The organism is Herminiimonas sp. GW821-FHT09C12, from assembly GCF_059416385.1.
In genome coordinates, this window is record NZ_JBWKPC010000001.1 from 1,473,877 (window position 1) to 1,487,637 (window position 13,761).

At 52.2% G+C, this 13,761-nt stretch carries 14 protein-coding genes and 1 tRNA gene; 5 read left to right on the forward strand and 10 right to left on the reverse strand.

Annotation, left to right across the window (positions count from 1 at the left end; translation table 11 throughout):
• Positions 1–9: 9 nt before the first annotated feature.
• The 4 genes from AC07N2_RS07045 (at position 10) to AC07N2_RS07060 (ending at position 2,989) form a co-directional block, all read left to right on the forward strand.
• The gene (locus AC07N2_RS07045; protein ID WP_494777600.1) at positions 10–1,326 is read left to right on the forward strand and encodes a M16 family metallopeptidase; all 1,317 of its coding nucleotides are present in this window, start codon (positions 10–12) and stop codon (positions 1,324–1,326) included.
• 89 nt (positions 1,327–1,415) lie between these two features.
• On the forward strand, positions 1,416–2,072 hold the full coding sequence (rsmD, locus tag AC07N2_RS07050) for a 16S rRNA (guanine(966)-N(2))-methyltransferase RsmD (protein ID WP_494777601.1): 657 nt from the start codon (positions 1,416–1,418) through the stop codon (positions 2,070–2,072).
• Positions 2,073–2,215: 143 nt separating this feature from the next.
• A complete protein-coding gene (coaD, locus tag AC07N2_RS07055) occupies positions 2,216–2,701 on the forward strand; it encodes a pantetheine-phosphate adenylyltransferase (protein ID WP_076593259.1) in 486 nt (161 codons plus the stop codon).
• An 18-nt stretch (positions 2,702–2,719) separates the two neighbouring features.
• On the forward strand, positions 2,720–2,989 hold the full coding sequence (locus tag AC07N2_RS07060) for a YfhL family 4Fe-4S dicluster ferredoxin (protein WP_076593260.1): 270 nt from the start codon (positions 2,720–2,722) through the stop codon (positions 2,987–2,989).
• A gap of 54 nt (positions 2,990–3,043) precedes the next feature.
• Here the strand turns inward: AC07N2_RS07060 and AC07N2_RS07065 are convergent, their stop codons facing one another.
• From AC07N2_RS07065 to AC07N2_RS07110, 10 genes are all read right to left on the reverse strand, one after another.
• Positions 3,044–4,138, reverse strand: a complete 1,095-nt coding sequence (locus AC07N2_RS07065) for a DUF484 family protein (RefSeq protein WP_494777602.1) — start codon at positions 4,136–4,138, stop codon at positions 3,044–3,046.
• Between the two features lie 96 nt (positions 4,139–4,234).
• Entirely contained in the window at positions 4,235–5,086 is an 852-nt protein-coding gene (locus AC07N2_RS07070; RefSeq protein WP_494777603.1) for an MOSC domain-containing protein, read from the reverse strand.
• A gap of 60 nt (positions 5,087–5,146) precedes the next feature.
• On the reverse strand, positions 5,147–6,238 hold the full coding sequence (gene ychF / locus AC07N2_RS07075) for a redox-regulated ATPase YchF (RefSeq protein ID WP_494777604.1): 1,092 nt from the start codon (positions 6,236–6,238) through the stop codon (positions 5,147–5,149).
• A gap of 353 nt (positions 6,239–6,591) precedes the next feature.
• Positions 6,592–7,179, reverse strand: coding sequence for an aminoacyl-tRNA hydrolase (pth, locus tag AC07N2_RS07080; protein WP_494777605.1), 588 nt, complete (start codon positions 7,177–7,179; stop codon positions 6,592–6,594).
• A gap of 128 nt (positions 7,180–7,307) precedes the next feature.
• On the reverse strand, positions 7,308–7,952 hold the full coding sequence (locus tag AC07N2_RS07085) for a 50S ribosomal protein L25/general stress protein Ctc (protein WP_076593265.1): 645 nt from the start codon (positions 7,950–7,952) through the stop codon (positions 7,308–7,310).
• A gap of 167 nt (positions 7,953–8,119) precedes the next feature.
• On the reverse strand, positions 8,120–9,070 hold the full coding sequence (locus AC07N2_RS07090; protein WP_076593266.1) for a ribose-phosphate pyrophosphokinase: 951 nt from the start codon (positions 9,068–9,070) through the stop codon (positions 8,120–8,122).
• Between the two features lie 104 nt (positions 9,071–9,174).
• Positions 9,175–9,251, reverse strand: a tRNA-Gln gene (locus AC07N2_RS07095).
• Between the two features lie 70 nt (positions 9,252–9,321).
• The gene (gene ispE, locus AC07N2_RS07100) at positions 9,322–10,191 is read right to left on the reverse strand and encodes a 4-(cytidine 5'-diphospho)-2-C-methyl-D-erythritol kinase (protein WP_494777606.1); all 870 of its coding nucleotides are present in this window, start codon (positions 10,189–10,191) and stop codon (positions 9,322–9,324) included.
• 19 nt (positions 10,192–10,210) lie between these two features.
• Positions 10,211–10,891: a lipoprotein insertase outer membrane protein LolB gene (gene lolB / locus AC07N2_RS07105; RefSeq protein ID WP_494777607.1), complete on the reverse strand. Its 681-nt coding sequence runs from the start codon at positions 10,889–10,891 to the stop codon at positions 10,211–10,213.
• Between the two features lie 139 nt (positions 10,892–11,030).
• Positions 11,031–12,830, reverse strand: a complete 1,800-nt coding sequence (locus tag AC07N2_RS07110; RefSeq protein ID WP_494777608.1) for a tetratricopeptide repeat protein — start codon at positions 12,828–12,830, stop codon at positions 11,031–11,033.
• Between the two features lie 104 nt (positions 12,831–12,934).
• Between AC07N2_RS07110 and mutM the strand changes: the two genes are divergently transcribed.
• Positions 12,935–13,756 carry a bifunctional DNA-formamidopyrimidine glycosylase/DNA-(apurinic or apyrimidinic site) lyase gene (gene mutM, locus AC07N2_RS07115; protein WP_494777609.1) on the forward strand — a complete coding sequence of 274 codons (822 nt, stop codon included), beginning with the start codon at positions 12,935–12,937 and terminating at the stop codon, positions 13,754–13,756.
• The last annotated feature ends 5 nt before the right edge of the window (positions 13,757–13,761 follow it).

Below are 13,761 nucleotides of genomic sequence, written 5' to 3' on the forward strand. Positions count from 1 at the left end.
GGAGTCTCGATGTTTAAATTAATTGCCAGCCTTATGTTGTGTGCTGCTTGTAACGTGTCTTACGCTGCGTTGCAGATTCAATCCTGGACTTTGAGTAATGGCGCGCGTGTGCTGTTTGTTGAAAACCATACGATACCGATGCTGGATGTGAGTGTCGATTTCGATGCTGGTTCGCGTCGCGATCCTGCCGGTAAATCTGGTACGGCTTCATTGACAAACGCGATGTTGGCGCGCGGCGTGCACGAGGCAAAGACGCAGAACGGTAATGAGCCTGCATTGAGCGAGGCACAAATTTCTGATGCATTTGCCGATACGGCCGCGCAGCGTGGTGCGCGTCTGGATGATGATCGTTCCGGCGTGAGTTTGCGTACGTTGGTGAGCGAGCGCGAGACGTCGGTGCCATTGCTGGCGCGCCTGCTGGCTTATCCGAGCTTCCCCGAAGAGTTTCTGGCACGTGACAAAGCGCGCATTATTTCCGCCATCAAGGAGAGTATGACCAAGCCGGAAGCGATTGCGGACAAGGCATTCTCCCATTTGTTGTACGGTACGCATCCGTATGGACAGGAACCCGACGTGGCATCGATCACAGCAATTACGCGCGATGACTTGCTGGCATTTCATGCCCAACATTATGTTGCCAATCGCGCAGTGGTCGCGCTGATAGGCGATGTGACGCGTGCCGAAGCGGACAAGATTGCACAGGAATTGACGATGCGTTTGCCGCAAGGTGAACCTTTGCCTAATCTGCCTGCAGTTGTGATTGCAAAAGGGACGGAAGAGCGCATTCCGCATCAAGCTTCGCAAGCACATATTCTGATTGGTATGCCAGCCTTGGCGCGCCATGATCCAGATCATTTTCCATTGACGGTTGGTAACTATGTGTTGGGCGGTGGTGGTTTTGTCTCGCGGCTGATGCAGCAAGTGCGCGAGCAGCGTGGTTTGACTTACGGCGTCAGTAGCTATTTCAACCCGATGGCGCAACTTGGGCCATTCCAGATAGGCTTGCAGACGAAAAAGGAACAAGCCGAGCTAGCCTTGCAAGTTGTGCGCGATACAGTCGCTGGATTTTTGCGTGATGGTCCGACCGAATCTGAATTGAAGGCGGCGAAGGATAATTTGATCGGTGGTTTTTCTCTGCGCATCGATAGCAACAAGAAGATTTTGGAAAATATTGCGGCGATAGGCTTTTACGATTTGCCGCTGGATTATCTGGATACCTGGACCGCGAAGGTCGCTGCAGTATCGACAGATCAGATCAAGGCTGCGTTTAATCGCAAAATTCAACTGGATAATTTATCAACTGTCGTTGTCGGCGCTGATAAATAAGCGTTCTTGCTGGCGTGCGTGGGTGGGACTCATTACAATCCACGCTGCACACACTTTCCCATGGTCGATTCAGTTCGCCATTGCTCCTCATGCCCAAGAAGCCGAATACTAAATCTGCCCCTAAACACAAGCCACGTCCGGCGATGACGCATCAGGTGCGCATCATAGGCGGACAGTGGAAGCGCACGCCTTTGCCTGTGCTTGATGTCGAGGGTTTGCGTCCTACGCCTGATCGCGTGCGTGAAACGGTCTTTAACTGGATCAATCATTTGATCGATGGTGGCTGGAGCCGGACCAAATGTCTGGATTTGTTCGCCGGTACCGGCGTGCTGGGTTTTGAAGCAGCCAGCCGCGGTGCAGAACAAGTTGTGATGGTAGAAGTGCATACACCTGCCGTCAGACAGCTAGAAGCAACCAAGGAAAAATTGCGTGCTGATCAAGTCAGCATCGTGCGCGGCGATGCCTTGTCAGTTATGCAAGGCATGCAGACGCGTGGTGCGGCAGGGCAGTTCAATCTGATTTTTCTTGACCCGCCGTATAACCAAAACTGGCTCGTCAAAATGCTACCCTCATGTGCGCAATTGCTGGCTAAAGACGGCTTGATTTATGTCGAAGCAGAAGAGTCACTGGTGACGGATACGCCGCCAGATTGGCTGACAGATTGGGATGTCGTGCGGGCAGATAACGCAGGCATGGTTTTTTATCATCTTTTGCAAGCAAAAAAATTGCCGGAAGTTCAGGCATAATGCGCTTTCAGTTATTTGCGGTGTCCCTAGCGCCTTGTTGCGCTATATAGGAACTAGCAGCAAAACATATCTTTGCTACTCATCCGGCGCATGCGCCGTGCTTTCCGCGAGCTGACAACCACAGCCACCCTACGGAGCCACAATTGGTTACAGCCATCTATCCAGGAACATTCGATCCACTTACGCGCGGTCATGAAGATCTGGTGCGTCGCGCATCGGGTTTGTTCGACAAGTTGATCGTCGGTGTTGCCGACAGCAAGAATAAAAAGCCATTCTTTTCGCTGGAAGAACGTCTGACCATTTCCAATGAAGTCTTGGGTCACTATCCGAACGTGCATGTCGAGAGTTTTTCTGGTTTGCTGAAAGATTTTGTGCGTCGTCATGATGCACGCGTGATTGTGCGCGGCTTGCGCGCGGTATCCGATTTCGAATACGAATTCCAGATGGCCGGCATGAATCGCTATTTGTTGCCTGACGTCGAAACGCTGTTTTTGACCCCGTCAGATCAGTATCAATTCATCTCTGGTACGATAGTTCGTGAGATTGCCGCACTTGGCGGTGATGTGTCGAAGTTTGTTTTTCCATCGGTCGATAAATGGCTGAAAGAGAAAATCGCGGCACAGAAGTAAGTTGGAGTTGAGATTGTCATGGCCCTTTTAATTACTGATGAATGTATCAATTGCGACGTATGCGAGCCTGAGTGCCCGAACGACGCAATTTACATGGGCCAGGAAATCTACGAGATAGATCCGACCAAATGTACCGAATGCGTCGGTCACTTCAGTCAGCCGCAGTGTCAGGAAGTTTGTCCGGTTGAATGCATACCCTTCAATCCGGCGTGGCGCGAAAGCAAGGAAGAGCTGCAAGCCAAATACGAGCGTTTACAGGCGGAACTCAAAACAACTTCATCAATATAAAAAGGGACCGACGGTCCCTTTTTCTTATCTATTGCCGATCGCGGCGAGATCAAATTAGTTGGTATGCATGACTTTGTTGCGGCCGCTTTCTTTGGCTTGATACAAGGCTTGATCTGCTTTTGCCAATAATTGCTGTGCGATTGCCGCAACTTCACTCTGGCGAGCTGTCGCATCTACACTGGCGACACCGATAGACACGGTAGAGCTTATCTTTTCACCTGAGGTCAATGCGATAGGCTGGTTGCTGACGCTGGCGCGTATCCGTTCTGCTACGGCAATGGCGGCATCGAGTGAGGCATCTATCAACAAGACAACAAATTCTTCGCCGCCGAATCGACCAAGCGCATCACTCAAGCGTAGTTCTGCCTTGATGCGTGCGGCGATTTCACACAGCACTTCATCGCCACCTTGATGGCCGAAATTGTCATTCACCTTTTTGAAGTGATCCAGATCGATATACATGGCCGATAGCGCGTAGCCGTGGCGTCGTGTACGGCCGGCTTCTTCCAGCAGGCGACGTTCAACATAGCGACGATTGTTCACACCAGTCAGCGGATCGGTCAGGCCGATATGTTGCAGGCGTTCATTGTTGATCACGTTTTCGACGCAGATCGCGACGATGGAAGCGCGATGTTGCAGAAAGTCGCTCGCCATATTGGACGTAAAACGTAGCGGATCGAGGCTACCCAGACTTAGCCAGCCTATCAATTGATTGCGCCGTATCAGTGGCAGTATCGCGACGCTGGCTGGCTTCAAGACCACATCGGGAAACAGACGACGATGATGCATCGTGTTGTACGGTCCTAGCGATGGCTTGCGGGCCGGATGCGTTATTTCATCGATGCCGTCTTTTTGGTCGACAAACAGCAGATTTGGATAGTTGCTGACGTCGATGCGCAGATCGGTCAGGATGCGACGAATTTCTGAATCGGGATCGATGAGTGATAGCGTGATGACATCCAGCTCGGATGCTTCCGTCAGCGTATCGAATACGCTGTCAATCAATTCCTGGAAAGTGTTGGCGCCGATGAACTTCAGGTCGAATTCCTGATAGCGCTGCATGATCTGCTGATTGCGATGCGCTTGCTCCAGCAGTAATTTTAGCTGAGTGCGTAACTGCGAATTTTCGGTAACCAGCTTGTTCGGCATGGACGTCAGGTCAGAACTGCGATGGATGTGAGTGCCGTAAATAGTACGTGGAGCATACTACCTTGATGCTTGCTCCGTAGCAATTTTTGTGCGCACTCAGAACGCTAATTCGACATCCACATTTTGTCCAACGCGTACGACAGTACCTTCGCCATTGAGCAAAACAGCATTCATGCCAAAGGTGATGCTGCCATCGACTTTAGGATTGGCGCGATAAGTGCCGAGTATGTCCAGCGGATCGGCGCTGAATTCGCCAGTCGCCTGATCTACTGAAGGCATAGGGCAGCGCGGGCAGGGTTTGACTGGCTTCAACGCTGCTGCACCCAACTGGTAGGACGCAGCAAAATCTTCTTCAAATGGGGCGATATCGCTGAACACCAGATTCGGACGGAAGCGATTCATAGGTATAGCGCTGCGTCCTTGTGCAACCAGCTTTTCGTTCAAATCTTCTAGTGAGCCTGAACCGATGACCAGCATAGGGAAGCCATCGGAGAAGAGTGTAGGTACGTCTGCGCCTTCGGTCCATTCCTTGTTCGAATAGCGTTTTGCGTCAGGATGAAAGCGAACCAAGCGGCATTTCACACCCAGTGCATTGGAAAACCAGAGTGCTGTAGTGTCATCGCAATCGTAGGCATCGACCTGGTCATCCCATACTTGTACACGTATGAGTTTTTCATCTTCCGGGTCAGGCAAGCCTAGTGGGACTTCCAGACGCAACATGCCGGGCGAACGCAATTCCAATGTGTCGGCCTTGATGCGCGGTGCGATCAATGCCATTTTCGGATATTCGCGTTGCGTCAATGCATCGCCGTTCTCATCAACGATCATCCATTCGCGGTCATAAATCTGCTCGCTCATCAAACCGGCAGGCGTAAGCGTTGCCTCGCGCAGCGAGATGCCGGCGCAGGATTTGATCGGGTAAAGATTCAGTTCTGTCAGGATGGGCATGGATGAGAGTGAATGCGTAGTGAGGTGAGGCTGCATCGGGCTCGATGCAGCCAGGCCGGATTAGACGTTGAACAGGAAGTTCAAAACGTCGCCATCCTTGACGATGTATTCCTTGCCTTCAGCGCGCATCTTGCCGGCTTCCTTGGCACCTTGTTCACCTTTGTAAGCGATGAAATCTTCGTAGGCGATGGTTTGTGCGCGGATGAAACCACGTTCGAAATCGGTATGGATCACGCCAGCAGCTTGTGGCGCGGTGGCACCAACCGGGATGGTCCAGGCACGAACTTCTTTTACGCCGGCAGTGAAGTAGCTTTGCAAGCCCAGCAGTGAGAAACCGGCGCGGATCAAACGATCCAGACCTGGCTCTTCCATGCCCATGTCGTTCAGGAATTCTTTTTTATCAGCATCTTCCAGTTCGGCGATTTCTGATTCGATCGCGGCACAAATCGCGACGACAGGTGCGTTCTGCGATTTTGCGTAAGTGGTCAATGCGTCGAGCAGAGGATTGTTGGTGAAGCCGGTGTCGGATACATTGCCGACGTACATTGCTGGCTTGGCCGTAATCAGGCACAGCGGCTTGATCAATTCCATTTCTTCACTGTCGAGGCCCATCGCGCGTACTGGCTTGGCTTCGTTCAGGTGTGGCATGATGCGTTCCAGAATCGCGACCAGTTTGCTCGCGTCCTTGTCGCCGGAACGTGCTTTTTTATTTTCGCGATGTATCGCTTTTTCGACTGTGCCCATATCGGCCAGTGCGAGTTCGGTTTGAATGACTTCGATGTCGTCCAGCGGATTGATCTTGCCGGCGACGTGGATCACATTGTCGTCTTCAAAGCAGCGCACGACGTTGACGATGGCATCGGTTTCGCGAATGTGCGCGAGGAATTGATTGCCCAGGCCTTCGCCTTTGGATGCGCCAGCTACCAGGCCGGCGATATCGACGAATTCAACCGTAGCCGGCAGGATGCGCTCAGGCTTGACGATTTCTGCCAATGCTTGCAAACGTGGGTCAGGGACTTCCACCATGCCGACGTTAGGTTCAATTGTGCAAAACGGATAGTTCTCAGCAGGGATGCCGGCCTTCGTGAGTGCATTGAATAGGGTGGATTTGCCGACGTTAGGCAGGCCGACGATGCCGCATTTGAGACTCATGATATGTGCTTTGCTGAGAGATGAATTAACCCGCTATTTTACCGTACCGGCATCGCTTGCCGGGATTTAAGGTCTAGGGCCTATCAACTATTAATTTGCGAGATGCGTTCCAGACAGAAAGCGTGATGGCAAGGCGCGTGGCGTAGCAGGTGGTGGCCCACCTGCAAGCCATGCAACGCGGTCAGCGCGCTTTCTGTCTGGAACCCTTCGGGAACGGCAACAGACGTCGCCTGCCGTTGTTGCAGCTCCTTGCCATAGCACCACTATGTCGCGTCGCTGCGCCTAGGCAGTCAACGTCTGTCGCGCGTTCGCACTCGCAAATTAATAGTTGATAGGCCCTAGGGCGACAGATGTTATTTGTTGGTGTGCAATTGCATGGTAGCTGCCTCGAATTTTCCTTCGCACAGGAGTGGGATGACATCCAGACTTTTGGCGATGGCTTCATCGATCAAGGGTTGTTCTTCCTTGCGTGGTCTGTGCAGGACGAAGTCGACGACGGCTTGCTGCAAATTCAGTGTGCGTGGGTGACCTATGCCTATGCGCAAGCGCCAGTAATCCTGCGTGCCGAGCGCTGCAGTGATGTCTTTTAGTCCATTGTGACCACCGGAGGAGCCGCCTTTTTTTAGTTTGGCGACGCCGGGAGGAATGTCGAGTTCATCGTGTGCGACCAGAATTTCATCCGGCATGATTTTATAAAATCGTGCGAGCGCACCTACCGACTGACCGGAACGGTTCATGAAGGTTTGCGGTTCCAGCAGCCATACTTCCTGCCCGGCGATCATCGTTTTAGCGACGAATGCATTGTATTTGGACTCGCGCGACAGATTGCAGCGCGGCGTATTGCGCGCCAATTGATCGACCAGCCAGAAGCCGGCGTTATGGCGGGTTTGTTCGTATTCCTGGCCGGGATTGCCGAGACCGACGATGAGGCGTATAGGCATGGCGTCGTGAAAATTGGAAAACCTGATTATCGTGGATGAAACGCGATTGTGTTCGATTGCTGCATAAAAAAACCCGCCACAAGGACGGGTTTTTCAATTGCCCGGCGTATGCCCGGCAATATTTGCTATTACTTCTTGTCAGCTGGTGCAGGAGCAGCAGCGGCCGAAGCAGCAGCGGCTGCTGCAGCGTCAGCTTCTGCTTCCACTTTGCCGGCAGGAACCGAAGCGGTAGCGATCGTTGGGTTGTCTTCACCACCGTGGATAACAGCAGAAACGCCTTTAGGCAATTTGATGTCAGCCAAGTGGATCGAGTGACCAACTTCCAGAGCAGCCAGATCAACTTCAACGAATTCTGGCAAGTTGCTTGGCAAGCAAGAGATGTCCAATTCGGATGCAACGTGGCTGATGATGCCGCCGTGCAGTTTAACTGCAGGGGAGATCTCAGCGTTCACGAAGTGCAATGGCACTTTAACGTGAATTTTTTGTTTAGCATCAACGCGTTGGAAATCAGCGTGCAAAACGAGTTGTTTGTACGCGTGGACTTGGAAGTCGCGCAACAAAACTTGTTCTACTTTGCCATCAACTTCCAGGTCGAGGATCGACGAGTGGAAAGCTTCTTTTTTCAATGCGTGGTACAGAGCATTGTGGTCGAGCGAGATATTCACTGGTGCTGCTGTACCGCCATAAACGATACCAGGTGTGAGGCCTGCAATGCGCTGGCGGCGGCTCGCTCCGGTCCCCAGGTCATTACGTGCAAATGCGATTACTTTCATGATGAAACTCCAAATATGCAGGATGACGAATCATCTTGCGGTTAAATCCCCCGCGACCAGGGGATTTTTAAAGTGGATGCAGCAAAACTGCATCCGGTTTCGAACATCAGCGTGAAACTTGTACTGACATTCTTGCCTGCGCCCTAAGGCACAGGTTTTAAACGTTCTTAGTCGGCAAACATCGACATGACGGAATCGCCAGTGCTGATGCGCTTGAAGGTTTCTGCCAGCAGGGATGCGCAGGATAACACGCGGATCTTAGGGCAAGCCTTGGCAGCTTCAGACAATGGAATTGTGTCGGTGACAACCAATTCATCCAGCGGCGAATTCGTGATGCGATCGATCGCAGGACCGGACAAGACTGGATGTGTGCAGTAAGCGATAACTTTCTTCGCGCCGCGTTCCTTCAATACTTCTGCTGCCTTGGTCAAGGTGCCTGCGGTATCAACCATGTCATCCATGATCACGCAATTGCGGCCTTCGACTTCACCGATGATGTTCATCACTTCGGAAACGTTCGCTTTAGGGCGGCGTTTGTCGATGATGGCCAGATCGCAATTCAAGCGTTTTGCCAAAGCGCGGGCGCGAACTACGCCGCCTACGTCTGGGGAAACAACCAGCAGGTCGTCGTGATTCTTGGTAACCAGATCGCTCAACAGAATCGGCGATGCATAAATGTTATCAACAGGAATATCGAAGAAGCCCTGGATTTGATCTGCATGCAGATCCATGATCAGTACACGTTCAACGCCTGCTTCTTGCAGCATGTTGGCGACAACTTTTGCCGAAATCGCAACGCGTGCTGAGCGTGGGCGGCGATCTTGACGCGCATAACCGTAGTACGGGATAGCGGCGGTGATACGGCCAGCCGATGCGCGTTTCAGTGCATCAACCATCAACATGATTTCCATCAAGTTGTCATTGGTCGGTGCGCAAGTTGATTGCAGAACGAAGACATCTTTACCGCGGACGTTTTCGTTGATTTCAACAACGATTTCGCCATCGGAGAATTTGGATACAACAGCTTTGCCGAGCGGGAGACCGAGATGCTTGACAACGCCCAAAGCCAGATCCGGGTTTGCGTTACCGGTAAAAACCATCAGGTTTTCGAGTGCCATGGAAATCCCTGCTTGCAGTCGTTAGAAAGGTGGAAAGCCGCCAAAACTCGACGATGATGTCTTGTGTTGGCGGCTTGCTTGTGTGCTTCTTACTCTTGATGTAATGGCAGGGGAAGAAGGATTCGAACCTTCGAATGCTGGAATCAAAATCCAGTGCCTTAACCAACTTGGCGATTCCCCTACGCAACCTTGTGTTTGCCGTTGCATCTTCGCTATCAAAGCGGCGGACGCTGCGTCAAACTAATCTGGTGTTACGACTGCTGCAAATAAGCAAGCGGATGATGCGTGATCGCTTTGGCTTTCCAAGCTTTCCATTTTGCCGGTACTGTTGCCAGTACTGCATCAGCTTGGTGCTCTTGCTCAAATGGGCAAAACACGCAAGCGCCGGAACCTGTCATTCTCGCATCTCCGTATTGTTGCAGCCATTTTATGGCTTCAGCAATCGGTGGAAACAATGTTGCAGCCACGACTTGCAGGTCGTTTTTGCCGAAGCTTTCTTGAGCTCCGGAAAAGTCCGATATTTTGACGGGTTTTGTATCCCGTGTCAATTCACTTGATGAAAATATCTGCTGAGTTGGTACGGACACCCCAGGTTCGATGACGACAAACCAGGAATCCGGCGTTTCTACCGGCAATAAAGCCTCGCCTATGCCCTCGGCAAATGCGTTGCGGCCGAATAAAAAGAAGGGGACATCCGCACCCAATTGCAGGCCGAGCGCCATTAATTCTGCGCGCGTTAATCCGGTTTGCCATAAATGATTAAGCACCAGCAGAGTAGTTGCCGCATCGGAGGAGCCGCCACCCAGACCGCCGCCCATCGGAAGATTTTTCTCGATGGCGATATCAGCGCCCAAAACTTTTCCCTGCATTTTGTCCGCTGTTGCGGCTTGCAATAATTTTGCAGCACGTACGATCAGATCGCTCTCGGCTGGTACGCCGGGCAATTCTGTGGTGCGACGAATAACATTGTCTTCGCGCGTAGTGAAATGCAGCACATCGCCGCGATCGATCAATTGAAATACGCTTTGCAGCAAGTGATAGCCATCTGCACGCCGTCCGGTGACGTGCAGGAATAAATTCAGTTTTGCCGGAGCGGGGCAGTGATTGAGTGTTTGCATCATTTCTTGAGCTAGCGCGTATTTATGGTGTTTGCCAATTGTCGATCACGATGCGGATGGCAACTTTGCCGGCTTGTTCGGTCTGACGTTCGAGGTCTATGCGTTTTGGGCGACTTTGAGCTGGTGTCTGATTATCGTCTTGCCAGCTCAGGTATTGGATGCGCCAGCCGTCGCGTGTGGTCACGTTGGTATTGCTAGGTGTGGCGACAAACTGTGCATTGTTGGCATCAACGGCAAAGCCTTGCAGCCAATTGCGCAAGCCAGAGATAGGTAGCGGCCAACCCAGTGTTTGGGCAATCAGTAGATCCACATCGTTTGCCGTAATCGGTGTTTTGCCCGCTTGCGTCAAGGTTGCGCTATCTGGCGTGACGGTTATCGTTGCCAGCACTTGTCCCAATGGCGACAAGATGGCAATGTCGCTGCGATCCTTGCTTTGATTCCAGGTGAAGTTGCCATGCAGGGCTTCATCCTGATCGTTTTTTTGATATTGCACAGACAGACGTCCATCCAGCGCCAGTGCGTTCTTGTATGTGCGTTGCGTAGAAGTTTGTTCCGCAAGATTGCTGCTGTCGGTTTGCGGGGCAAGATTGGCGCAACCGGTCATCAATAAGACGGACATTGCAATTGCGATGCTCATCTTGCGCGTGACGGCTTGTGCGTTTGTTCGTGCCGACATGGATGGGAATGTGTGGAGTGTCATCATGGGATGCGAGAGTGATCCAGGGAAGTGCTGACTAACTGCTCTGCGCATCACTGAATGGTAGATGGGCTGCTGCTCAGAATGCGGGAATAGTGAGGTCAGTAAAAATGATTTGACGGCCCAGGCCGTCAAATCAGATTGCTCACAATTGGGTGCGCAGACGTGTCAATGTGCTTTTCAGCAGATCGCTCTTGGGATCTTTTTGATTCGCATCGCGCCATAATTTTTGCGCATCTGCTTTCTCGCCTTTTACCCACAAGACTTCGCCCAGATGTACGCCGATTTCGACGTCAGGTCGTATCGCGTAGGCGCGGCGCAGATAGCTTTCTGCTTCTGGCAGATGGCCCTGGCGGAATAATACCCAGCCCATGCTATCCATGATGAATGGGTCTTCCGGTGCGATCTTCAGCGCTTTTTCGATGAGCGTGCGCGCTTCTTGCAAATGGATATTGCGATCGGCAAACGAGTAGCCGAGCGCGTTATAAGCGTGTTGATTATCCGGTGCGAGGCGGATGATCTTGCGCAGCGAGGTTTCCATCAGGTCGAAGCGATTTGCTTTTTCTGCCAGCATGGCGTGGTCGTACAGCAGGCCGGTATCGTCAGGGAAACGCTTTAAACCATTGTTCAGAACGGTCATTGCTTCCGGGATGCGGTTGGCATCACGCAGCAACTGTGCGTCGGCAACGATGATTTGAATTTGTTCGCGCTGGCCTTCAGGCTTCAAATGGCTGAGCAGATTGCGAGCGCCGTTCACATCGCCAGTGCCGGCCATGATTTGTGCGCTTCTGATTTGCGCCGCGAGATAAGCAGGGCCAGGTTCGACTTGCGCCAGCCATTTGAGTGCTGCCGGGTAGTCCTTACGATCTTCTGCAATTTGCGAGAGGATCAGCAAGGCTTGCACTGGATCGCGATCATCGTCTGGATTTTCTTCCAGTGCTTTCAGGTAAGCCGTCAGGTATTTTTCTGCGGTAGGGATGTCATTGGTTTGTGCGCCGAGGATGCCCATCGCGTACAGAATCGTCAAATCGTTCGGATTTGCTTGCAGCAGGATGTCGAATTGCGCGCGTGCCTGATCGTATTGCTTGTCGTCGATCAGGATTTTTGCGTAAGCGATCCGTACATCACGCGATTTTGGATTGTCTTTCAAGAAATTGGACAGGATTTGCAATGCCTGTGCGCGATCCGGCATCGATTGCGCGACCATCAGGACGGCAATTTCCAGATCAGGCTTCATCTTGAGTGCTGTTTGCGCTTCAGTGCGTGCACGTACGATGTCATTTTTGGCAAAAGCGCTTTGTGCCAAGGCAATGTGGGTTTCAACCAAATCTTGATAAGGCGTTGTGATCTCTTCCAATACGGCGAAAGCAGCGTTTTTATCTTTGGTGCTAGACAGTAGACGCTGGATTTGCAGGATGAGCAAGCCGCGTGCTTGCGGATTGGCTTCGCGCAGGCGCTCGACAAAGATCGGTTTGGCTTCTTTCAGATTGTCGCCAAGGACGACCAGACCAAGATAGAACTGGTTGGCTTCATCCGAGTTAGGTGCCAGTTCGTGCCACAGGCGAACGGCTGACAGTGCTTCGCCGACTTGTTTGGCATTCAGCGCGATTTCTGCTGCGCGTCGTGCCAGACGTGGGTCGCGTGTTTCTTGTGCGGTGGAGAGCATCGTGACATAGGGCAGTTGCCAGTCGCCACGCTGATAAGACAGCTCGGCACGTAACAATTTGTACATCAGCTCGCTAGTCAGCGGAACGGAAGGCAGCGGGTCGTCTGCCTTGTTGCCGGCGGCTTTTTTTTCGGCAGAGGGTTTGGCGACGATGGGCGTCTGCTCGTCTTGCGCAATAGGTTTATCTCGCGCTTGTACTTGCGCCAAGGGTTGAGCCTGCAGATCGGCACCAGCCGAGAACAGGACTGACAGCGTTACAATGACAAGGGCATTTTTCAATTGAAGTCCATGCAAATAGAGCAAGCTTTTATTCTACGCTCAACCGTCGTGCAATGCGCTACCTCGGTAGCATTGTTTAAATCATCAAGGAAACCGTAGTCGCCATGCCTGAATTACCCGAAGTTGAAGTGACGCGTCGTGGCGTTGCACCGCATCTGGAAGGACAAGTCGTTACCGGTGTGGAGTTGCGCCATACCGGTTTGCGCTGGCCATTTCCCGCTGCCTTATCGCAGACCTTAGCCGGACATACGGTGCGTAGTACGGGTAGACGCGGAAAATATCTATTGGTTCATTTTGACCATGGCACGCTGATTATTCACTTGGGCATGTCTGGTCATCTGCGCATCTTGCCGTCGGATACGCCTCCCAAAAAGCATGATCATTTCGATTTGCAAGTCGGTAATCAGGTCTTGCGCTTGAGCGATCCCCGTCGATTCGGCGCAGTGTTGTGGCATCCCGTCGAAGATGGTGCGGTGGAAAATCATTTGCTGCTGCGGACGTTGGGCGTCGAGCCGCTGGAGGAGTTGTTTACTGCGCAATGGCTGTATCGGCAAACACGTAGCCGCACTTCTGCGATCAAGCAGGTGTTGTTGGCCGGCGACATCGTGGTCGGTGTCGGAAACATCTATGCATCAGAGAGTTTGTTCCAGGCGCGTATCAATCCCAAGACGCCGGCACATCGTATCGGTCTGGTGCGCTATGAGCGTTTGGCGGAGGCGATACGCCAGATCCTGGCTGCTGCAATAGAGCAGGGCGGTAGTACTTTGAAGGATTTCATAGGCGTCAACGGACAATCCGGCTATTTCCAGCAAAATTATTTTGCCTATGCACGCGCAGGGGAGCCTTGCCGTATTTGCAATACACCGATCAGGCAAATCGTGCAGGGCCAGCGCTCGACCTTTTACTGTCCAAATTGTCAAAAGTAAGTAGC